General features: G+C 73.7%; 16 protein-coding genes. 9 read left to right on the plus strand and 7 right to left on the minus strand.

Going from position 1 to position 21500, the window contains the following annotated elements; genetic code table 11:
• Nucleotides 1-7: 7 nt before the first annotated feature.
• Entirely contained in the window at nucleotides 8-718 is a 711-nt protein-coding gene (hemQ, locus tag FZ103_RS20360) for a hydrogen peroxide-dependent heme synthase (protein ID WP_186356591.1), read from the minus strand.
• Complete coding sequence (gene hemG / locus FZ103_RS20365; RefSeq protein ID WP_156003455.1) at nucleotides 715-2205, minus strand: protoporphyrinogen oxidase; 1491 nt, start codon at nucleotides 2203-2205, stop codon at nucleotides 715-717. Before hemG ends, hemQ begins: the two co-directional genes overlap by 4 nt.
• 172 nt (nucleotides 2206-2377) lie before the next feature.
• Between hemG and FZ103_RS20370 the strand changes: the two genes are divergently transcribed.
• The gene (locus tag FZ103_RS20370; RefSeq protein ID WP_156003457.1) at nucleotides 2378-3469 is read left to right on the plus strand and encodes a DUF4349 domain-containing protein; all 1092 of its coding nucleotides are present in this window, start codon (nucleotides 2378-2380) and stop codon (nucleotides 3467-3469) included.
• 343 nt (nucleotides 3470-3812) lie between these two features.
• On the opposite strand, the gene hemE is transcribed toward FZ103_RS20370, so the two are convergent.
• The gene (gene hemE / locus FZ103_RS20375) at nucleotides 3813-4838 is read right to left on the minus strand and encodes a uroporphyrinogen decarboxylase (protein ID WP_156003798.1); all 1026 of its coding nucleotides are present in this window, start codon (nucleotides 4836-4838) and stop codon (nucleotides 3813-3815) included.
• Nucleotides 4839-5240: 402 nt separating this feature from the next.
• On the opposite strand from hemE, the gene FZ103_RS20380 reads away from it, so the two are divergent.
• The 3 genes from FZ103_RS20380 to FZ103_RS20390 all read left to right on the plus strand — a co-directional run bounded on the left by FZ103_RS20380 (nucleotide 5241) and on the right by FZ103_RS20390 (nucleotide 8331).
• The gene (locus FZ103_RS20380) at nucleotides 5241-5810 is read left to right on the plus strand and encodes a DUF3000 domain-containing protein (protein WP_156003459.1); all 570 of its coding nucleotides are present in this window, start codon (nucleotides 5241-5243) and stop codon (nucleotides 5808-5810) included.
• A gap of 141 nt (nucleotides 5811-5951) precedes the next feature.
• Nucleotides 5952-7238: an HRDC domain-containing protein gene (locus tag FZ103_RS20385; protein ID WP_186356593.1), complete on the plus strand. Its 1287-nt coding sequence runs from the start codon at nucleotides 5952-5954 to the stop codon at nucleotides 7236-7238.
• Nucleotides 7239-7461: 223 nt separating this feature from the next.
• Nucleotides 7462-8331 carry a tetratricopeptide repeat protein gene (locus FZ103_RS20390; protein ID WP_156003461.1) on the plus strand — a complete coding sequence of 290 codons (870 nt, stop codon included), beginning with the start codon at nucleotides 7462-7464 and terminating at the stop codon, nucleotides 8329-8331.
• A 60-nt stretch (nucleotides 8332-8391) separates the two neighbouring features.
• On the opposite strand, the gene FZ103_RS20395 is transcribed toward FZ103_RS20390, so the two are convergent.
• Complete coding sequence (locus tag FZ103_RS20395) at nucleotides 8392-8742, minus strand: hypothetical protein (RefSeq protein ID WP_156003463.1); 351 nt, start codon at nucleotides 8740-8742, stop codon at nucleotides 8392-8394.
• Between the two features lie 471 nt (nucleotides 8743-9213).
• Between FZ103_RS20395 and FZ103_RS20400 the strand changes: the two genes are divergently transcribed.
• The 3 genes from FZ103_RS20400 (at nucleotide 9214) to FZ103_RS20410 (ending at nucleotide 13192) form a co-directional block, all read left to right on the plus strand.
• Nucleotides 9214-10416 carry an acetyl-CoA C-acyltransferase gene (locus FZ103_RS20400; RefSeq protein WP_186356594.1) on the plus strand — a complete coding sequence of 401 codons (1203 nt, stop codon included), beginning with the start codon at nucleotides 9214-9216 and terminating at the stop codon, nucleotides 10414-10416.
• Nucleotides 10413-12542: a 3-hydroxyacyl-CoA dehydrogenase NAD-binding domain-containing protein gene (locus FZ103_RS20405; RefSeq protein ID WP_343233622.1), complete on the plus strand. Its 2130-nt coding sequence runs from the start codon at nucleotides 10413-10415 to the stop codon at nucleotides 12540-12542. The genes FZ103_RS20400 and FZ103_RS20405 overlap by 4 nt, the downstream gene beginning before the upstream one ends.
• A gap of 92 nt (nucleotides 12543-12634) precedes the next feature.
• Complete coding sequence (locus tag FZ103_RS20410) at nucleotides 12635-13192, plus strand: hypothetical protein (protein WP_156003468.1); 558 nt, start codon at nucleotides 12635-12637, stop codon at nucleotides 13190-13192.
• Between the two features lie 98 nt (nucleotides 13193-13290).
• On the opposite strand, the gene FZ103_RS20415 is transcribed toward FZ103_RS20410, so the two are convergent.
• Nucleotides 13291-15522: an MMPL family transporter gene (locus tag FZ103_RS20415; RefSeq protein ID WP_156003470.1), complete on the minus strand. Its 2232-nt coding sequence runs from the start codon at nucleotides 15520-15522 to the stop codon at nucleotides 13291-13293.
• Nucleotides 15523-15674: 152 nt separating this feature from the next.
• Between FZ103_RS20415 and FZ103_RS20420 the strand changes: the two genes are divergently transcribed.
• A complete protein-coding gene (locus tag FZ103_RS20420; protein WP_156003472.1) occupies nucleotides 15675-16430 on the plus strand; it encodes a TetR/AcrR family transcriptional regulator in 756 nt (251 codons plus the stop codon).
• Nucleotides 16431-17009: 579 nt separating this feature from the next.
• Nucleotides 17010-17864: a neutral zinc metallopeptidase gene (locus FZ103_RS20425; protein ID WP_186356595.1), complete on the plus strand. Its 855-nt coding sequence runs from the start codon at nucleotides 17010-17012 to the stop codon at nucleotides 17862-17864.
• A 61-nt stretch (nucleotides 17865-17925) separates the two neighbouring features.
• Here the strand turns inward: FZ103_RS20425 and FZ103_RS20430 are convergent, their stop codons facing one another.
• Together FZ103_RS20430 and dxs are read right to left on the minus strand one after the other, a co-directional pair.
• A complete protein-coding gene (locus tag FZ103_RS20430; protein ID WP_156003474.1) occupies nucleotides 17926-19281 on the minus strand; it encodes an FAD-dependent oxidoreductase in 1356 nt (451 codons plus the stop codon).
• Between the two features lie 177 nt (nucleotides 19282-19458).
• Entirely contained in the window at nucleotides 19459-21390 is a 1932-nt protein-coding gene (gene dxs / locus FZ103_RS20435; protein WP_156003476.1) for a 1-deoxy-D-xylulose-5-phosphate synthase, read from the minus strand.
• Between the last annotated feature and the right edge of the window lie 110 nt (nucleotides 21391-21500).

Below are 21500 nucleotides of genomic sequence, written 5' to 3' on the forward strand. Positions count from 1 at the left end.
CGGCTCTTCAGGCCAGCGCCTCCACCAGTTCGGCGGGGCTCTTGCGGCGCCCGGTGTAGAAGGGCACCTCCAGGCGGGTGTGGCGGCGCGCCTCGGCGCCGCGCAGGTGGCGCATGAGGTCGACGATGCGGTGCAGCTCGTCGGCCTCGAAGGCCAGCATCCACTCGTAGTCGCTCAGCGCGAAGGTGGAGACCGTGTTGGCCCGCACGTCGGGGTAGGGAGCGGCCATCTTGCCGTGCTCGGCCAGCATCGCGCGGCGCTCGTCGTCGGGCAGCAGGTACCACTCGTAGGAGCGCACGAAGGGGTAGATGCACAGGTGCCGGCCCGGCGCCTCGCCGGCGAGGAAGGCCGGGACGTGGGCGCGGTTGAACTCGGCGGGGCGGTGCAGCCCCACCACCGACCACACCGGCGTGCTCGCCCGGCCCAGCCGGGTGCGGCGGAACTCGGCGTACATCTCCTGCACCGCCTCGGAGGTCTCGCCGATCCACCAGAACATCATGTCGGCGTCGGCGCGGAAGCCCTGCACGTCGTAGCAGCCGCGCGTGGTCACGCCCTTGTCCGCTGCGCCGTCGAACAGGGCGCTCAGCTCCTCGCCGGCGGCCGCGCGGTCGGCCCGGGGCAGGTCCCCGGCCTTGAACACCGACCACATCGTGTAGCGGATGAGCTGGTTGAGGTCCTGCGCGTCGTCCGCGCCCTGGCTGTGCTGCCCCGTGGTCACGGATGGCTCCTTGTCTTGTCGTCTGCCCTCGGCGCCCCGCGGCCGGCGGTGCCGGCCGCGGAGGCCCTGATGTCCTCGGCGGCGCGGGTCGCGCCGGCGATGCAGGCGGGCACGCCCACCCCGTCGTAGGCGGCGCCGCACACGGCGATACCGCCCAGCCCGGCCAACTCGGCGCGGATGCGCTCCACCCGGGCGGCGTGGCCGGTGTCGTACTGCGGAAGCCCGCCGCCCCAGCGGGTGACCCGCTGCTGCGCCGGGCCGCCGGTGGTGCCGCAGACGGCGGCGAGGTCGGCCGCCGCGGCGGCGGCCAGCTCGCCGTCGCCGCGCTGCAGCGCGGCCTCCTCCCCCACCCGTCCGATCGAGCAGCGCACCAGGATCGTCTGCGCGCCCGGGTCGGCCGCCCGGAGCTCACGGGCAAGCCACGGCCACTTGAGGCTGCTGAAGGTGGCGGCCTTGATGCTCAGCCCTTCGCGGGCCGAGACCAGGAACCCGCTGCCGGCGGGCGGGCGCGGGAAGGCGGCGGCCGGGTAGGCCAGCGTCACCACGGCCATACTCGCGTACTCGATGCCTGCCAGGTCGGCCCCGGCATTCGGGGCCACGGGGCGCACCAGCTTGGCGGCGGCCGGAGCGGGGCAGGCCAGCACGACGGCGTCGGCGGCGACCTCGCGGGGGGCCGATGCGGGAGCGTCGGGGGCGGCCGCCCCCACGGTCAGCGTCCAGCCGCCGGCCGGGGTGCGCGCCAGCCCGCGCACCGTGGCCGAGGTCTCGATCCGTGCGGTGCCGCTGCCCGCCAGGGCGTCGACGAGCGTCGCGATCCCTCCGCGCAGCGTGGCGAAGGCCGGCGCACGGGGGCCGGCCTGCTCGCGCTGGCGCGCTGCGGCGCGGCGCGCGGCGCGCGCCAGCGAGCGCTCCTCGCGGGCCAGCGGCGCGAGCTGGGGCAGGGTCGACTCCAGCGACAGCCGTTCGGCGCGCCCGGCGTAGACGCCGCCAAGCATCGGTTCGACCAGCCGGTCGACGACCTCGCGGCCCATGCGCGCGCCCACGTAGGCGCCGACGGACACGTCGCCTTGGGGGACCGTGCGCGGCAGCACGCGGTCCAGGCCGGCGCGCAGCACGCCCGGGGCCGACAGCACGCCGCTGCGGGCGAGCGCGGCCAGGTCGCCGGGCACGCCCATGACCTGGCCCCGCGGGAAGGAGCGCAGCCGGCCGCGGCTGAAGAGGTGCGCGGGCAGGGCGGCGGGGTGCTCGACGCGGTCGCTCAGCCCCAGCTCCGCGATGAGGTCCAGCGCCTCGGGCCGGCGGGCCAGCACCGACTCCGCGCCGGCGTCCACCCAGACTCCGGCCACCGGGGAGGCGTGCAGCTTGCCGCCGACGCGCGGCGCCGCCTCCAGCACGGTCACCTCGGCTCCCGACCGGCCCAGGCGGTAGGCGGCCGTGAGCCCGGCGATCCCGGCGCCCACCACCACGACATGCGGTTTGCGCTGCATGCTCCCAGCTTTCCAGATACGCCGCGCGGGTGCGCCCCGGGGCGCTGTGATCCCGGCGGCTCCGACCGCCGATCGCCGCCCCTGAGACCGCCGACCGGGCTGCGGAGCCGACCGTGACCGAGCCGCAACCCGCATCCGGAAACGCCCCGCCGGGCGGTGCCGTCGGAGGGGTATGCGTGCTTCGCCTTACACCGACAGCCCCCGCCGCCGGCGGCGGCCGCGCTCCGCCGCCGCGGTCCTCCTCCCGATCGCCCTGCTCGCCGCGGCGGCCGGATGCACCGGCTCCCCCTCCGGAGGGGTGAGCGCGGAGGCGCCCGCTGCCGGCCCCGGGGCCGGGGACGCCGCCCAGGAGCGGCCCGAAGGCGCCGCGGCCCCGGAGCAGGCCCCGGGCTCGGACCAGCTCGGCGACGTCCCCCTCGCCGAGCGCGACCTGGTGCACACCGCCGACCTCGCGGTGGAGGTCGAGAACGTGGAGAAGGCGGCCGAGGAGGCCGTCGACTGGACGGAGTCGGCCGGCGGCTACGTCGCCGCGGAGAACGTCCAGACCGCCGAGGGCGGCCCGCCGCACGCGTCGCTGACCCTGCACGTGCCGCAGAAGCGCTACGAGGATGCGCTGCACGAGCTGGCGGCGCTGGGCGACCGCTCCAGCCTGGACCGCCGGGTCGAGGACGTCACCGAGGAGGTCGCCGACGTCGACAGCCGGGTGGAGTCGGCCGAGGCGTCGTTGGACCGGCTGCGCGACCTGCTCTCCGAAGCCGAGACCGTCGAGGACGTCCTGGCCGTGGAGGAGCAGATCAGCACGCGCCAGGAGGACCTGGAGGCGCTGCAGGCCCGCCAGGAGGCGCTCGCCCAGCAGACCTCCTACGGCACCGTGCACCTGGATCTGGCGCCGCCGGAGACCTACGTGCAGGAGCCCGAAGGGGACTCGATCGGCTTCCTCGGCGGCCTGCAGCGGGGCTGGCACGCCCTGGTGGCGGTGGGCAGCGCGGTGGCGGTCGCGGTCGGCTGGCTGCTGCCCTTCCTCGCGGTCGCCGCGCTGATCGCCGTCCCGGCCTGGCTGGCCTGGCGCCGCCGGAGCGCCGCCGGGCAGGCGGCCCGGCAGCCGGTCGCGGCCGGGTCCGGCGCCCCCGCGGAGGGGGCGGAGGGCGCGTCCCCCGCCGACTCCGGCACCGCACGCGGTTCCGGCCCGGAGTCCTCCGCCGCGGCGGCGGAGGACTCGGCCGAGGGCGGGGACGGCTCCACGTCCGGCGGCGGCACCGGCTGAGGCGCTGCCGGGGCGCCGCGGGGCCTGGGCCGTGTCCAAGCGAGCGCAGGGGCATGTACCGCTTGCCAGGCGCCCCGGGGACGCCCCAGGGCCGGCCACCACCGAAGTTGCGGCAATGGGCGCGTTTCGCGTAGCGCAATCGCAGCTTGCCGCCGAGCGCACGCCGAACCTGCCGGCTGGGTCCGCACCACCGGCGGCGGGCCTCAACCACCCCGAAAGGCGCACCGTGCGCTCGGCAGCAGCGCGTGGACGCGCAGCGTCTCCCTTCGGGCGGTGGCGGGCCGACGGGTGGGCGCGCAGCGCTTCGCGCATCACCGGCCCATGGCCGGCTCGCGGTGAGGAGCTAGCGCGCGGTCTCGGTGTGGACGTACTCGGTGAGGCGGGCGAGAACGTCGGGGTCGGTGTTGGGCAGGACGCCGTGGCCCAGGTTGAACACATGGCCCTCGGCGGCGGCACCGGCGGCGATGACGTGGGAGGCGCGGCGGGCGACCACGTCCCAGGGCGCGAACAGCACCGCGGGATCGAGATTGCCCTGCAGCGCCGTGCCGGGCTGCACCCGCTGGGCGGCCTTGTCCAGCGGCACCCGCCAGTCCACGCCGACCACGTCGGCGCCGGCTTCGCTGAGCAGGCTGAGCAGCTCGCCGGTGCCCACGCCGAAGTGGATGCGGGGCATCTCCAAGTCGGCCAGGCGCTCGAAGATCCACGAGGTGTAGGGCAGGACGGACTCGCGGTAGTCCTCGGCGTTGAGTGCGCCCACCCAGGAGTCGAAGAGCTGGACGGCGCCGGCTCCGGCGGCCGCCTGGACCCGCAGGAACTCCACGGTGATGGCGGCCAGCCGCTGCATCAGGTCGTCCCACAGCCGGGGCTCGCCGTACATCAGCGCCTTGGTGCGCTCGTGGTTCTTGGAGGGCCCGCCCTCGATCAGGTAGGAGGCCAGCGTGAAGGGGCCGCCGGCGAAGCCGATCAGCGGGCGGTCGCCGAGCTCGCCCACCAGCTCGCCCACGGCCTCGGTGACGTAGGGGACGTCGCCGGGTTCGAGCGGGCGCAGCCGCTTGACGCCCTCGGCGTCGCGGATCGGATCGGCCACCACCGGGCCCACGCCCGCCTTGATGTCCAGGTCGACGCCGATGGCCTTAAGGGGCACCACGATGTCGCTGAAGTAGATGGCGGCGTCGACGTCGTAGCGGCGCACCGGCTGCATGGTGATCTCGACGATCATGTCGGGCCGTGCGCAGGCGTCGAGCATGGGCACGTCGGCGCGCACCCTGCGGTATTCGGGCAGTGAGCGCCCCGCCTGGCGCATGAACCAGACCGGCGTGTGCGGCACCGGCAGGCGCCGGCAGGCGCGGAGGAATGGAGAGTCGTGCAGCGTCACACCCCGATCGTGCCACGTGTGCGGAGCGGGTGTGCGCGCATCGGCCTGCCGAGCGCCCTCCGCGGCCCGATCCGGCCGACCTTCGCGCGCGGCGACAGTGGGTCGAGCGCCCTGACACGGCGGGTACAAAGGGCAGGGACGGGGCGCGGCCGGCCCGCGGGGCCGCGCCGGTCCCAAGATCATTACAAAAGGCCGACACGCCGGAAAAACTCCGCGTGATGGTCCGTGACTCGTGCCACCGTCATGGGGTACCCGCCGTCACGCGCCGCAATCGCCGGTGCGCTCCGCTTCGGCGGCGGGGCCGCGGACGTGTGCCCCCGGGTTCGGGGTGCTCGGGTCGCGGTCTAACGGTGCTGCCAGTGCCCTGTAAACAAGATTAAGGCTGTCGTTCCCATCATGCCCCCTCTCGGTAGGGTCGATGACGCGCCACAAGCGTTCCGACGAGCGGTCGAGAGTCTGCGAGCGCCCGCGGTCCGACCGGAGATCGCGGTCGAGGACATCCCCGCCCCCAAACGCCTCGCCCCGCACGCCGTGGCGATGTCGGCCACCGTCCGCGCCGACGGCGAGGATGCCGCCTTCGGTCGGCTGATCGTGCTCTACGACCCGGAAGGCACCCGCGACTGGCCCACCCCCTTCCGCGTCGTCGTCTGGGTCAGCGCCGACCTGGAGACCGAGATGGCCTCCGACCCCCTGCTGGGCCAGGTCGCCTGGAGCTGGCTGACCGAGGCGCTGGACGCCCGCCGGACTCCGCACCAGGGCCTGAGCGGCACCGTCACCCGCGCCACCACCGAGGGCTTCGCCGGCAAGGCCGACCAGCCGGCCACCACCGAGCTGGAGCTGCGCGCCTCGTGGTCGCCCGACGGCGAGGACCTGTCCGCCGACATGGAGGTGTGGCTGGACCTGCTCTCGGCCGCAGCGGGACTGCCGCCGGTCGACGTCGCCGACATCACCTCACGGCGCGGATAGCGCCGCTGCGCGGCGGCGGCGCCGGAACCCGCCGCCGCGCCCGCGGATGGGCTCCGCCCGCCGGTCCGCCCCCGGCCGCCGCGTCCGCGCGGGGCCCGGCTCGCGCGCGGACGCGGCGCGGCGAGCGCATACCGTGGAGGGGTGGCGAACGTGCTGAACTCGAAGACAGGTACCCCTGATCCGGAGGACCCCCGCGGACAGGGGAACGGGCCCGAGGAGGCCGAACCCGAGGCGCCGCTGCTGCGCGAGCCGCGCGAGGGGCTGCCACCGGTGGTCGCCGACTCCGCGCACCTGGCCCGCGTCGTCGACTCCTTCGCCGCGGGGACCGGTCCGGTGGCGGTCGACGCCGAGCGGGCCTCGGGCTACCGCTACGGCCAGCGCGCCTACCTGGTCCAGCTGCGCCGCGCCGAGGCGGGGTCGGCGCTGATCGACCCGGTCGCCTGCCCGGACCTGTCGGGCCTGGACGCGGCCCTGTCCGGGGCGGAGATGGTGCTGCACGCCGCCCATCAGGACCTGCCATGCCTCAACGAGGTGGGGCTGCGGCCCGCGCGGCTGTTCGACACCGAGCTGGCCGCTCGGCTGCTGGGCTACCAGCGGGTGGGCCTGGGCTCGATGGTGGAGCGGGTGCTGGGGCTGCGCCTGGCCAAGGAGCACTCGGCGGTGGACTGGTCGGTGCGCCCGCTGCCCGAGAACTGGCTGACGTATGCGGCGTTGGACGTCGAGGTCCTGATCGACCTGCGCGACGCGCTGCACGCCGAGCTGGAGCGGGCCGGGAAGCTGGAGTGGGCCCGCGAGGAGTTCGCCTGGGAGCTGCAGGCCCCGCCCAAGGAGCCGCGCCCCGACCCCTGGCGCCGCACCTCGGGCATCCACCGGGTGCGCAACCAGCGGGGCCTGGGCGTGGTGCGGGAGCTGTGGAACGAGCGCGACCGCATCGCCCGCGAGCGCGATATCTCGCCCGGCCGGGTCCTGCCCGACTCGGCCATCGTCGAGGCGGCGACGGCGATGCCGGCCACCGCGCCGGAGCTCACCGCGATCAAGCCCTTCAGCGTCCGGCTGGCGCGCCGCTACGTGCCCAACTGGCTGAAGGCCGTCAACCGGGTGCGCGGCATGCCCGCGGAGGAGCTGCCCCAGCCCAGCGCCCCCGGCGACGGCCCGCCGGCCACCAACCGGTGGGCCGATCGGGATCCGGCGGCCGCCCGCCGGCTGGAGGCGGTGCGGACCGAGCTGGCGTCCATCGCCGAGGGCATCGGGATGCCGGCCGAGAACCTGCTGCAGCCCGACACCGTGCGCAGGCTGGCGTGGTCGCCGCCGGAGAGCGCCGACGCGTCCTCGATCGCCGAGCAGCTGCGCCGCCACCACGCGCGCAACTGGCAGGTCGAGCTGAGCGCCGAGCGGCTGGCCGAAGCGCTGAAACGCGCGGCCGGCTGAGCGCGCCGCGGAAGCGGGGCTCCGCACACCCGCGGAAATACACGCGGGAGATCCGTTTTACCCTGCTGTGGGGATCCGTGACGTAATTCATGGGAAACAGCACCGCGCCACACGCCCAAGTCAGCTGCGGGGCGGATTATGTTATGGAATCGTGCTGTTCTTGATGCGAAGCGGAGAAGTCCCTTGGAGTGCGACCGGTGTGCGCGGATGGGAGGTGAGGTTCATGGCCTTCTGGCGCTCTCTCCTGCGCAAGTCCGGTTTCGCCCCCGCTGAGCCCGGCACCGCCACCCGCGACGCCGACCGCAAGCACGGGCGCACCCCCGCCCTGCGCGCCGCCGCTCTCGATGAGATCCTGCAGCAGCACATCGCCTCCCTGGGCTCCGACCACCCGCGCACCATCACCGCGCGCAACAACCTGGCGAGCAAGTACGCCCAGATCGGCCGCCGCGAGGCCGCCGTCGCCCAGTTCGAGCAGGCCCTCGCCGACGCCGAGGCCGCCTACGGCCAGGCGCACGAGCAGACCGACGTCATCCGGGAGAACCTCGCCTGGTGCTACGAGGACGCCGGGCGCCACGGCGAGGCGGCCGAGCAGTGGGAGAGCCTGCTCAAGCGCCGCGACGAGCACCTGGGGCCGGTCGCCGCCGACACCGTGGCCGCGCGCAGCCGGCTGGCCATCAACTACCGCAAGAGCGGGCGCTACGAGGCGGCCATCGCCCACTACGAGAAGGCGATCGAGGACGCGGCCGTGCCCGAGGCCCGCGAGGACCTGCGCCTGGGACTGAGCCTGGCCTACGCGTCGGCGGGCCGCGACGACGACGGCATCCAGCAGCTGCGTATGGTGCTGGCCCAGCGGCGCCGCCGCCTGGGCAGCCGCCATATGGACACCCTGCTGGTCCAGCACCGGCTCGGCCGGGCCTACACGCAGGCGGGCCGGCTGGACGATGCGGTCGAAACCCTGCACGGGGCCTACTTCGCCGGCCTCTCGGCCGCCGGCGACCCCGACATCCGGATGCTGACCCTGCGCATGCGCCGGGACCTGGCCGGCGCCCTCAGCGCCCAGGGCCGCCACCGCGAGGCCGCCGCCCTGTTCTGAGCCCCGCTCCCCCGGCCGCACCCGCCGCGGATGCGGCCGCGGGGAGCCCCTGCCGGGCCGTTACGCGCAGGTGAGCTCGACTCCGCCTGCAGCGGGATCCGCGGTCGGTTCGAAGGCCGACCAGGCACCGGTTCCGCCACCCGCGGCATGGAGCGCTGTCCGCACTGTGTTCAGGAAGAATTGAACGCCGTCTTCGGGCGTGTGCGCTTCGATCGTCATGGCGATCGCCATCGAGCGCTCGGTGAGCCGACCCGCCACGTCGGGGTCGTGGACGTTGTCCATCACGGATTCGAGGCTGACAAGCTCCTCGAAGACGCGATCGGTGAAGCGGTCGAAGTTCTCCGGAGTATCGGAGGCATTCGGTCCTCCGGCCGCGGTGAATCCGAGGTCCATCGAGATGTGGTACTTCATGTCAGTCCTCCCAGCAGGTGCTCCGGCGCAGCTGTCGGATCGCGTTCTTCACATAGTTCGGATCCGAGGGCGTCGACGCGATCGTCTTGAAACACCGCCTTGGACACGGACAGTACAGCTTGAAGTGCTTGCCGTCCGCGACTCTCCACCCTTTCCGCTCCGCCTCCCTGAGAAGCTGCTCGAGCTCGGACCTGGGATGCCTGCGACGCCCCAAATGCCCACCCTTCCGGTTCAGTATAAACAGCGCGGCCACCCGGTAGCGGGCGGTATTCGGCGGCCCACCGAGGGTGGTGATTCTCCACGAACACCCCGCGCCCCGTCGGACTTGGCCGGATACGGACATCCTCGTGCGGCATCGCGGCTCCATCGACTTCGCGGCCACGTGCACGCGGCTGCTCGCCGCAGTAGTTACCGGCGAGTAGCATGTTGCCCATACCGGTCACCCGTCCGTTGGAACCAGGAGGGCAAATCGTGCCGCGAACTGCCCGCGATGTCGTCTTCGTCGACGGAGTCAGGACTCCGTTCGGCAAGGCAGGCAAGGGCCTCTACGCCGAGACACGCGCCGACGACCTCGTCGTGCGCGTCATCCGCGAACTACTGCGCCGCAACCCCGGGCTGCCGCCGGAGCGCGTGGACGAGGTGGCCATCGCCGCCACCACCCAGATCGGCGACCAGGGACTGACGATCGGCCGCAGCGCCGCCCTGCTCGCCGGCCTGCCGCGCAGCGTCCCCGGCTACGCCATCGACCGCATGTGCGCCGGGGCCATGACCGCCGTCACCACCAGCGGGGCCGGCATCTCCTTCGGCGCCTACGACGTGGCTATCGCCGGCGGCGTGGAGCACATGGGCCGCCACCCGATGGGCGAGGGCGTCGACCCCAACCCGCGCTTCCTCTCCGAGAAGCTCGTGGACCCCTCGGCGCTGGTCATGGGCAACACCGCGGAGAACCTGCACGACCGCTACCCCTCCATCACCAAGGAGCGGGCCGACGCCTACGCCCTGCGCAGCCAGGAGAAGGTCGCCAAGGCCTACGCCGACGGCAAGATCCAGCCCGACCTGGTCGAGGTGCTGGTGCGCTCGGCCGAGCAGGGCTACGGGCTGGCCACCGCCGACGAGCCGCCGCGGCCCGAGACCACGCTGGAGGGCCTGGCCGGACTCAAGACGCCCTTCCGCGCGCACGGCAACGTGACCCCGGGCAACGCCGCCGGCCTCAACGACGGCGCCACCGGCGCGATCATCGCCGCCGAGGACGTGGCGGCCGACCTGGGCCTGGACGCCCGCATGCGCCTGGTGGACTTCTCCTTCGCCGGAGTGGATCCCGAGGTCATGGGCGAGGGCCCGGTGCCGGCCACCGAGCGCCTGCTCGCCCGCCGGCGGATGAGCATGGACGAGATCGGCCTCATCGAGATCAACGAGGCGTTCGCGGTGCAGGTCCTGGCCTTCCTGGAGCACTTCGGGATCGCCGACGACGACGCCCGCGTCAACCCGTGGGGCGGCGCGATCGCGCTGGGCCACCCGCTGGCCTCCTCGGGTGTGCGGCTGATGATGCAGCTCGCGCGGCTGTTCGCCGAGCGGCCCGACGTCCGCTACGGGCTCACCACCATGTGCGTGGGCATGGGCATGGGCGGAACCGTGCTGTGGGAGAACACCAACTGGGAAGGGAGCGCCAAGTGAGCAGCAGCGACGAACAGGGCGCCGCGGCCGGCGTCCCCGTCTCCCGCGAGGCCCTGCGCGAGGTCTTCGCCGACGAGGTCGTCACCCATGGGCTCTCCCGCGACGTCCAGCTTCCCTACGGCGCCGGCAAGGCGGTGCTGATCACGCTGGACAACGGGCATGACCACACCAAGCCCAACACCTTCGGCCCGGCCGGGCTGCTCAGCCTGGACGACGCGATCGAGGCGGCGCGCGCCCGCACCGACATCGCCGCGGTCGCGATCACCGGCAAGCCGTTCATCTTCGCCGTGGGCGCCGACCTGTCGGGCGTGCCGCAGGTGCAGACCCGCGAGCAGGCCCTGGCGGTGGCCAAGCTGGGCCACGACGTCTTCCGCAAGCTCGGCGAGCTGGACGTGCCCACGTTCGCGTTCGTCAACGGCGCGGCCATGGGCGGGGGCGTCGAGGTGGCGCTGCACTGCCGCTACCGCACCGTCTCCTCGGGCGTGACCGCCTTCGCCCTGCCCGAGGCGTTCCTGGGCCTTGTGCCGGGCTGGGGCGGCACCTACCTGCTGCCCCGGCTCATCGGCGCCGAGCAGGCGCTGAAGATCGTCATCGACAACCCGCTGGCCCAGAACAGGATGATCAAGGGCCCCGACGTCCACTCGATGGGCATCGCCGACGCGATGTTCGAGCCGGCCGACTTCGTCGAGGAGTCGCTGCGCTGGGCGGCCCGGGTGGTCAACGGCGAGGTCGCGGTCGAGCGGCCGGAGGTCGACACCGGCCAGGCCTGGGACCAGGCGGTCGACAACGCCCGGTTCATGCTGGAGGGCAAGCTGCACGGGGCCGCTCCGGCGCCGGTGCGTGCGCTGGAGCTGGTGGCCGCGGCCAAGGACCGCACCCGCGACGAGGGCTTCGCCGCCGAGGACGAGGCGCTGGCCGACCTCATCATGAGCGAGGAGCTCACCGCCGGCCTCTACGCCTTCGACCTCAACCAGAAGCGCGCCCGCCGGCCCGCCGGGGCCCCCGACAAGTCGCTGGCCCGGCCGGTCACCAAGGTCGGCGTGGTCGGCGCGGGCCTGATGGCCGGCCAGCTCGCGCTGCTGTTCGCGCGGCGCCTGGACGTCCCGGTGGTCATGACCGACCTCGACCAGGAGCGGCTGGACCGCGGTGTGGGCTACGTCCACGGCGAGATCGACAAGCTGCTGGCCAAGGGGCGTATCGGCTCCGACAAGGCCAACCGGCTCAAGTCCCAGGTCACCGGCTCGCTGAGCATGGACGCCTTCGCCGACGCCGACTTCGTCATCGAGGCCGTCTTCGAGCGGATGTCGGTCAAGCAGGACGTGTTCGCCCAGGTCGAGGCGGTCGTCTCGCCCGAGGCGATCCTGGCCACCAACACCTCCTCTCTGTCGATCACCGAGATGGCATCGAAGCTGGAGCACCCCGAGCGCGTGGTGGGCTTCCACTTCTTCAACCCGGTGGCGGTGCTGCCGCTGCTGGAGATCATCCGCGGCGAGCGCACCGACGACGCCGCGCTGGCGACCGCGTTCGCCACGGCCAAGCAGCTGAAGAAGACGGCCGTGCTGTGCAAGGACGCGCCCGCCTTCGTCGTCAACCGGCTGCTCACCCTGTTCATGGGCGAGGTGCTGGGCGCCGTCGAGGAGGGCACCGACCCCGAGACCGCCGACCGCTCTGTGGCGCCGCTGGGCCTGCCCATGTCGCCGCTGCTACTGCTCCAGCTGGTCGGCCCGGCGGTGGCGCTGCACGTGTCGGAGACGCTGCACGAGGCGTTCCCGGACCGCTTCGGAGTCTCCGAGCAGCTGCGCAGGGTCGTCGAGGCGGGCAAGACCGAGATCTACGGTCCCGACTTCCAGATCGACCCCGAGGTGCGCGAGATGCTCTCGGGCGGCGGCAACCCCTCCGGCGAGGACGAGATCCGGCAGCGGGCGCTGGAGGCGCTGGCGCGCGAGATCCGGATCATGCTCGACGAGGGCGTCGTGGCCGAGCCCGCCGACATCGACCTGTGCCTGATCACCGGCGCGGGCTGGCCCTTCCACCTGGGCGGCATCACGCCCTACCTGGACCGCTCCGGCATCTCGGAGAAGGTCAACGGCTCGCTGTTCCACCCGAACGGCCCCAAGGCCGTCTGAGGCCCCACCGGCCCCGCGCGGCGCGCGCCGCGCGGGGCCACGCTGCGCATCGGACCCGAGACGCCTGGCGGTATCTGCTTTATGCTGGGTGCATGTCGGGCGCAACAGCACCCTTTGTACTCACCAACCGCTTCCGCGTGACGTGGGAGGGGGCGTGGCTGACGCTCGCGTGCACGGTGTTCACCATCACCGGTCTGGCACTGATGCTGCGCGGCGGAGTCGTCGACATCATCATGGGCCTGCTGGCGGTGGTCGTCTTCGGCGGCGCGGGCATCGCGTCGGTCGCACGCATCCTCTCGCCCCGGCCCGTCCTCGTCATCGACGGCGAGGGGGCGCGCTTCCCGGCCCCCTGGCCGCGCTCCAAGAAGGAGGACATCTTCCTGCCTTGGAGCGACATCGCGCTGCTGCGGGCCTGCACCCAGGTGGTGCCCCACCGCGGCGGCACGGTCAACATGCACTATCTGGACTTCGTGCCCACTGACGAGGCCGACCGCCCCTTCCGCACACCTCCGCCCTGGCGCACCGACCACGCCGTACGCGTGCGCCCCACCTGGGACCACAGCCTCGACGAGATCATCGACGCCGTGCACGCCCACCAACCCGAGCTGCCCTTCGAGGACCGGCGCGAACCGCGCAACAACCGGGTCTGATCCCACCCGCCACCCACCACCACCCCGACCACCCCAACGGAGACGCTTGGCGCCCCCGCTTTCCCGCCGGCGCCGGCTTCGGGCCGCGGAGCGGGGGCTCAGCCCGCTCGGGCGGGCTCCCGATCGCGGACCCCGGGGCCGTCCACGGCCGCACGCTCGCCCTCGGTGATGCCGATTCGGTCGTGCAGGCGGCGCAGCGGCGCCGGCAGCCACCAGTTGGCCCGGCCCAGCAGGCGCATGGTGGCCGGCACCAGCAGGGCCCGCACCAGCGTGGCGTCCACGACCACGGCCATCGCCAGGCCCATGCCCATGATCTTGAGGAAGAGCAGGTCTGAGAGGCCCATCGCGGCCAGGACGACCACCAGCAGCACGGCGGCGCTGGTGATGATGCCGCCGGTGCGCTGCAGGCCGGTGGCCACGGAATGGGCGTTGTCGCCGGTCTCGGCGTACTCCTCGCGGACCCGGCTGAGCAGGAACAGCTCGTAGTCCATGGCCAGCCCGAAGGCCACGATCACGATGAGCACGATGAAGGTCGGATCGATGGTGCCCACGGGGGTGAAGTCCAGCAGCCCCGCGAGGTGGCCCTCCTGGAAACCCCACACCACCACGCCCAGCGAGGCGCCGAGCGAGAGCGCACCCATCACGACCGCCTTGACGGGCAGCACCACCGAACCGAAGGCCAGGAACAGCAGCACCAGCGTCACCGCCACCACGAACACCAGGGTGGCGGGCAGGGCGTCGACGATCGCCGCGACGTTGTCGATCTGCATCGCGGCGGGGCCGCCGACCAGGACCTGCTCGGCGCCTTCGGGCGGCGGGGCGTCGCGCACGGCGCGCACCAGCGCGGAGGTGTCCGGGTCGTCGGCCGAGCCCTCGTAGGCGACGGTGAGGTGGGCGACGTCCTCGCCGGTGCGGGAGACCTCGGCGGACTCGGCGCCCTTGAGCCCGGCCAGCCTGTCGGCGAAGTCGGCCAGCTCCTCCTCGGCGACGCCGCCGGTGACGGCGACGTCGATCCGGCCGATGCCGCCGGCCGGGAAGTCTTCTTCCAGCGACTCCATGGCCTGGCGGCTGGTGGAGTCCTGGGGCAGGTAGCGCTCGTCGGTGGAGCCGAGTTCGGTGTAGGCCAGCGACGAGGCGAACGCGACCAGCACCGCGCCCACGGTCACCAGGTAGAGCACCGGGCGCCGCATGACGCTGTGGGCCAGGCGCGCCCAGCCGCCCAGGCGGTGCCCGGCCTCGGGGGACGCGTGCCGGCCGGCGCGGGCGCGCAGCAGTTCGCGGCGCCGCCGGCGGCGGGCGAACAGGCGCAGGGCGTCGATGCGCCGGCCCGTGACCGACAGCAGCGCGGGCAGCGCCACCAGGGCGGCCAGCACGTCGAAGAGGACGACGGCGATGCCGCCGAATCCGATGGAGCGCAGGATCGGCTGGGGGAAGAACAGCAGGCCGCCGAACGCGATCATCACCGTGACGCCGGAGAAGGCCACGGTGCGCCCGGCGGTGGAGAGCGTGCGCGGCACGGCCTCGCTCACCGGGGCGCCGCGCGCCAGCTCCTCGCGGAAGCGGCTCACCATGAACAGCCCGTAGTCGATGGCCAGCCCCAGGCCGAGGATGGTGGCGACGTTGACCGCGAAGACCGAGACCTCGGTGACGTGGGTGAGCGCGCGCAGCAGGGTCAGCGAGCCCAGGATCGCCAGGCCGCCCACGGCCAGGGGCATCAGCGCCGCGACGACGCCCCCGAAGATCACCACCAGCAGCAACAGCAGCACCGGCAGCGAGATCAGCTCGGCGCGGACCACGTCGCTCTCGGCCTGGGTGGACAGGTCGTGCTGGATGCCGATCATGCCGCCCAGGCGCGTCTCCAGCGGGCCGGCGTCGAGCTCGTCCTTGATGGCCTCGAAGTTGTGCATGCGCTCGGCGTCGGTGTCGCCGGCCAGCGTGATGGGGACGTAGGTGGCGTGGCGGTCCTCGGAGATCAGGATGCCGCGCTCGGTCCGGCTGAGGCCCTCGTCGAGATAGGTCCGCATCGACGCGATGCGGTCGTCGGGCAGGTCCTCGCGCAGCCGGTCGATCTGCGCGGCGAAGGAGGGGTTGTCGATGCGCATCTCGTCGCTGCGGTAGACGGCCACCACATCCACGGCGTCGTGGCCCAGCTCCTGCTCCAGCACCTCGCTCGCGCGTGAGGACTCCGCGTCGGGCGGCTCGAACCCGCCGTCGCTGACCGCGCCGAAGACCCCGGTGCCCCAGACCGCGGAGAACGCGGCGAACAGCGCTGTCGCAAGCAGCACGAGGAACCGCCACCGGTAGGCGAACCGTCCAAGACCTGCGAGCATGCTCCTCGTCCCCCGTCGTCGGCCAGCGTATAGTGAGAGAAAAGTGAACACCGTTAGCTCGCTTACGGCGTTCACTGAAGAACACGGCGTTTACCAGACTATTCTCACACGCGGCCGCCCGGTACGCCCTCCGGGGCCGAGAAGGATGAGGTTTGACCAGAGAGTCGGCATTTCCCCAGGTCGAGAACGCACCCGCGCCCACCCGGCGCGAGCGTGTGCGGCAGGCCACATCGCGTGAGATCAAGGAGATCGCGCGGCGCCACCTGACCGCGCACGGCGCCTCGGGGGTCTCGCTGCGCGCGATCGCCCGCGAGATGGGCATGACCGCGCCGGGACTGTACCGCTACTTCACCGGCCTCGGCGACCTGATGGAGGCCCTGCAGGCCGACCTGTTCGCCGAGCTCGCCGCCGCCGTGGACGCCGCCGAGGCATCGGTGCCCGCCGCCGACACCGACGGCCGGCTGCTGGCCGCGCTGCGCGCCGTGCGCGCCTGGGGACTGGCCAACCGCGCCGAGTTCGCGCTGCTGTTCGGCCCGGCCGCATCCCAGGCGGCCGCAGCCGAGGACAGCCCTGCAGCCGAGGCGGGGCGCCGCTTCGCGGCGACGTTCGTCGCCCTGTTCGACCAGCTCATCGCCGAGGGCCGCTTCACCGTGCCCGCCGAGGCCGAGGCCTCGCCCGCCCTGCGCAGCCAACTGGAGGCCTTCGCCCGGCTGACCGGGTTCAGCGGGGACCGCGCCTCCAGCGGTGCCATCCGCGTCCTGCTGAGCTGCTGGGTGCGCTTCTACGGCATCGTCTGCATGGAGGTCTTCCAGCACCTCGGCTTCGTCGCCGACGACATGGAGGCGCTCTTCGAGGCCGAGCTGCGCGACCTGGCCGCGGGCCTGGGGGTGGCCTACAGGGCGCCCTGAGGCGCTCCCGGCGGCCTCGCACGCCCGCGGGAAAGCCCGAGCGGGTGTGCGGGGCGCGGCGCCGTCTGGACCGACGAACGAGGGAGCGAGGCCGCCCCGCGCACCCGCGGAAAGACAGGACACCCCCCTGCGCTAGCCTCCGCGTGTGCGCCCGATTAGGGTTGTCGGTCACGTTCCGGAGCGGGTTGCGCCGGTCGGTCCCGAGAAGGGGCATCCGCGCGCGGGCCCGCTGCGGGACGCGCGGGCGCCGCGGCTGCGCGCGAAGCCCTCCGATGGCGCAGCAGGGCGCCGGGGCCGCCCTCAGGCACCCGGCATCCCCCGCACAGTCGAATAGAGGCACAACCGAGAAGGGTCACCCCCGTGGAGCCCACCCCCGGCGGCCGGCGGCCGCCCGGCCACCCCCTTGCGCCCGCTCCCCCGCCGGGCGCTCCCGGACACCCGCCACCGGCTCCCCGTCAGCATGCCGCCGCACCGTGGCACGCGGCGCCGCCCCCGCCCGTATGGCCCGGCGCGGGCTGGGCCGCACAGCCCGGCGCCCCGCCCGCACCGCCCCGCCGCGACCGCTCGCCGGAGGTGTGGGTGGGTGCGGGCGCCGCCGCCGCGGTCTCGCTGGCCGCCTTCGCCGTCTGCGCACTGCTGGTGGTGCTGGCTCCGCCCGCCGAGCAGCGGCCCGCGCCGGCGGGCGCCGATCCCGCCCACTACACCAGCCCGGAGTTCGCGGCCCGTCCCGCGGCGGTGGAGCTCGACCTCACCGACCACCCCGCCTACAAGCTGCCCGTGCCCGACCCGGTGGACTGCTCGCTGCCCGAGCTGGACCCCGCTTCGGGCGAATCGTGGAACGGCTTCAACGGCGCGCTCGGGGACTGCCTGAACCGGCTGTGGCGCCCCCGGTTGAAGGAGCTCGGCCTGCGCACCGCCGAGCCGGACTTCCGCGTCAGCCGGAACAACCCCGATCCCGGCGGGTCGCTGGAGAAGGGCATGACGCTCGCCTACTACGAAGGCGGGCCGAACATGACGATCACCGTCGTGCTGCCCAACGTCACCCTGCTCGCGGCCAACCTGCCCGCCGCATGGCAGCAGGAGGTGTGGATCTCGCTGATGGCCCACGAGTACGGCCACCACGTCCAGGAGCTCGCCGGAATCCTGGCCGTGAGCTACTCCTTGGAGCGCGAGGCCGAAACCGAGCAGGAGCGCCTGCAGACGCTGCGCCGCACCGAACTCCAGGCCGAATGCCTGGCCGGGGTGGCGATGCGCGGGCTGGCCAACGTCGGCGACGCCGAGATCGCCACCGTCAACCGCTATCTCGCCGGCGGCGCCGACATCGACACCCACGGCACCGGGGGCAACCGCCGCGCGTGGTTCGACGACGGCGCCGGCCGCGGCACGCTGGCGGCCTGCAACACCTACGCCGCGCCGAAGTCGCGGGTGTCCTGACAAGGCGGCCGCCGGGGGCGCGGGGCGCCCCCGGCGGCCGCCCGCATGCGGCGCGTGCGGCTCAGCGGCCGAGCGCGCCGTACATCTCCTCCCAGCTGCGCAGCTTGACCCGCTCGCCGCGGCCCAGGGAGGCGCCCAGCTCGGCCTCGGCGGCGTCGATGCTCAGCCAGTCGCCGTAGTCGGTGACGCCGGCGCCGCTGCCCGCCAGGACGTCCTCGACGGGCTCCAGCCCGCCCGCCGCCTCCCGCAGCTCGGCGGCGTCGTCGAGCAGGCTGCGCACCGTCGCGGCCGCGTCGGACTTGTTCGTGCCGATGACGCCGGTGGCGCCGCGCTTGATCCACCCCGCCGCGTAGTCGCCCCGGAGTACCCCGCCGTCGGCGTCCAGCACCCGGCCCTCGCTGTTGGGCACGGTGCGGGTGGCCTCGTCGAAGGGCACACCGGGCAGCGGCGTCCCGGCGTAGCCGATGGACCGGAAGACCATGCCCGCGTCGAGGGTCTCGACGGCGCCGGTGCCGCGGACGCGGCCCTCGGCGTCCAGCTCGGTCTCCTCGACCCGCAGACCGGTGGTGCGCTCGTCGCCGAGCACCTCGACCGGCCGCACCCAGAAGCGCAGCTCGATACTGCGCGGGCATTGCCGGGCCGGGCGCTGGGCCCACTCGGTGAAGATCTTGAGGTTGGTGCGGGCCGCCCGCTCGGCTTCGCGCATGGCGGCGCTGTTGGGGTCGATGTCGATCTGCTCGGGGCGCAGCACCACGTCGGCGTTGTCCAACCGGCCCAGGTCGCGCAGCTCCGGAGCGGTGAACTTGGCCTGCAGCGGGCCGCGCCGGGCCAGCAGGTGGATGCGGCGGACCTTGCTGGCGGCCAGCACGTCGAGCATGGGCTGGGGGATGTCGGTGCGCAGCAGCTCGTCGGCGCTCTTGGCCAGGATGCGCACCACGTCCAGGGCGACGTTGCCCGCCCCGACCACGGCGACCTCCTCGGAGTCGAGCAGGAAGGACTCGACCTCGGCGTCGGGGTGGCCGCAGTACCAGTTGACGAAGTCGGTCGCCGCCACGCTGCCGGGCAGGTCCTCGCCGGGGATCCGCATCCGGCGGTCGACGCTGGCGCCGGTGGCGTAGACGACGGCGTGGTAGGAGCGGGCCAGGTCCGCGCGGGTGACGTGGCGGCCGAACTCCACACCGCCGACGAAGCGCACGCCGGGCCGCTCCAGCACCTCGCGCAGCGACCGCGCCACGCCCTTGATCTTCAGGTGGTCGGGGGCCACACCGTAGCGGACCAGGCCGTAGGGGGTCGGCAGCCGGTCGATGATGTCGACGGCCACCTCTTCGCGGCTCTGCCGGGTGAGGGCGTCTGCGGCGTAGATGCCGGCGGGGCCGGAGCCGATCACCGCCACCCGCAGGGGGTCGGGAGAGGTCATAGCCCCATTCTGGCCCATCACCGTCCGCGGGGACATGCGAAGCCGCTCCGGCGCCGCGGCGGGCCGCTCCACCGGGCCCGGCCCGGTCGGTGCGCGGGCCGGAATCAGGGGTGGGCGGCGGGGCGGGCGGCGCCGGGCGCCGCAGTCGAGGGGTGGCTGCGGGCGCCCCGGCGGGCCTCACTTGCTCGCGGGCTCCTCGTCGGCGGCCTGCTGGCGGTCGGCCTGGCGCGAGACGGTCTCGGTGAGTTTGCGGGCCAGGCTCTGGGGGGTCAGGCCCAGCTCGGCGAGGATGTCGTCGCGCTTGGCGTGATGCAGGAACTCCTGCTCGATGCCGAAGGTGCGCACCGGGACGTCCAGGTCGGCGTCGCGCAGCGCGCGGGCCACGGCGTCGCCGACGGCGCCCACGCGGCCGTTGTCCTCGACCACCGCGACCACCCGGTGGCGGCCGGCCGCCTCGATGAGCGCCGGGTCCAGCGGCTTGACCCAGCGGGGGTCGACCACGGTGACGCCGATGCCGTGGTCGGCCATGCGGTCGGCGACCTCGCAGCAGGTCTGGGCCATCGGGCCCACGGCAACCAGCAGCAGGTCAGCGGAGTCGCCGCCGCGAGGGGGCCGGCGCAGCACGTCCATGCTCCCCAGGCGGCCGACGGCCTCGGTCTCGGGCGCCACGGTGCCCGTGGGGTAGCGCACGACGGTGGGCGCGTCGTCGACGGCCACCGCCTCGCGCAGCTGCTCGCGCAGGCGGGGGGCGTCGCGCGGCACGGCCAGCCGCAGCCCGGGCACCACCTGCAGGATGGACAGGTCCCACATGCCGTGGTGGCTGGCGCCGTCGGGCCCGGTCACTCCGGAGCGGTCCAGGCAGAAGGTGACGCCCTGGCGGTGCAGGGCGGCGTCCATCAGGACCTGGTCGAAGCAGCGGTTGAGGAACGTGGCGTAGACGGCCACCACGGGGTGCAGCCCGCCCATCGCCAGACCGGTGGCCGAGGTGGCGGCGTGCTGCTCGGCGATGCCGACGTCGAAGCAGCGGTCGGGGTAGGCCTCGGCGAAGGGCGCCAGTCCCGTGGGGTGCAGCATGGCGGCGGTGATGCCGACGATGTCGGACCGCTCGGCACCCAGGGCGAGCATCTCCTCGCTGAAGACCTTGGTCCACTTCTGCGGCGCGGGCGCGGCCTGCTCCCCCGGCGTGCTCGGCGCCGGCTTGGCCGCGCCGATGGCGTGGAACTGGTCCTCCTCGTGGTTCTCGGCCGGGGCGTGGCCCTTGCCCTTCTGGGTCAGGCAGTGCACGATCACCGGGCCGCCGAAGCCGCGGGCGCGGCGCAGCGCCTTCTCGACGGCCTGCTCGTCGTGGCCGTCGATGGGGCCGAGGTACTTCAGGCCGAGGTCCTCGAACATCATCTGCGGCTGGATGGCGTCCTTGAGGCCCTTCTTCAGCCCGTGCAGGGCCTCATACAGCGGCTGGCCCACCACGGGCGCCCGGTTCAGCGCGGTCTTGGCGAGGTCGAGGGCCTGCTCGTAGCCCTGGGTCATGCGCAGCGAGGCGAGGTGGTCGGCCAGCCCGCCCATGGTCGGCGAGTAGGAGCGGCCGTTGTCGTTGACCACGATCACCACGCGGCGGTCGGGCCCGGCGGCGATGTTGTTCAGCGCCTCCCAGGCCATGCCGCCGGTCAGGGCGCCGTCGCCGACCACGGCGACGACGCTGCGGTCGGAGCGGCGCTGGATCACGTTGGCCTTGGCCAGGCCGTCGGCGTAGGACAGCACCGTGGAGGCGTGGGAGTTCTCGATGAAGTCGTGCGGGGACTCGGCCCGGGAGGGGTAGCCCGACAGCCCGCCCTGGTTGCGCAGCTTGGAGAAGTCCTGGCGGCCGGTGAGGAGCTTGTGCACGTAGGACTGGTGGCCGGTGTCGAAGAGGATCGGGTCGCGCGGGGAGTCGAAGACCCGGTGCAGCGCCAGGGTGAGCTCGACTACGCCGAGATTGGGACCGAGGTGGCCTCCGGTGCGGGTGACCTCGGCGACGAGGAACTCCCGGATCTCCGCGGCCAGCTGCGGCAGCCTCTCAGCCGGGAGCCGCTTGAGGTCCTCCGGATTGCGCAGCGAGTCGAGTAGCGTCAACGTCTCGTCAGTCCCCTCGTCCGGCGTGTCCGGCGCAGAGCTCCTCCTCCGCGGCCCGCACGCCCCATCCTGCTCGGTTGCCCTGAGTCTATGAGCCGCCTGAACCGGCT

The sequence above is a fragment of the Streptomonospora sp. PA3 genome (genome assembly GCF_009728995.1).
In the GTDB taxonomy this organism is placed as follows: Bacteria; Actinomycetota; Actinomycetes; order Streptosporangiales; family Streptosporangiaceae; genus Streptomonospora.

Coding starts and splice junctions, on each gene's coding strand:
- hemG (WP_156003455.1), bottom strand. CDS start 2,205: ATGCAGCGCAAACCGCATGTCGTGGTGGTGGGCGCCGGGATCGCCGGG.
- FZ103_RS20370 (WP_156003457.1), top strand. CDS start 2,378: ATGCGTGCTTCGCCTTACACCGACAGCCCCCGCCGCCGGCGGCGGCCG.
- FZ103_RS20380 (WP_156003459.1), top strand. CDS start 5,241: ATGCCCCCTCTCGGTAGGGTCGATGACGCGCCACAAGCGTTCCGACGA.
- FZ103_RS20390 (WP_156003461.1), top strand. CDS start 7,462: ATGGCCTTCTGGCGCTCTCTCCTGCGCAAGTCCGGTTTCGCCCCCGCT.
- FZ103_RS20395 (WP_156003463.1), bottom strand. CDS start 8,742: ATGAAGTACCACATCTCGATGGACCTCGGATTCACCGCGGCCGGAGGA.
- FZ103_RS20410 (WP_156003468.1), top strand. CDS start 12,635: ATGTCGGGCGCAACAGCACCCTTTGTACTCACCAACCGCTTCCGCGTG.
- FZ103_RS20415 (WP_156003470.1), bottom strand. CDS start 15,522: ATGCTCGCAGGTCTTGGACGGTTCGCCTACCGGTGGCGGTTCCTCGTG.
- FZ103_RS20430 (WP_156003474.1), bottom strand. CDS start 19,281: ATGACCTCTCCCGACCCCCTGCGGGTGGCGGTGATCGGCTCCGGCCCC.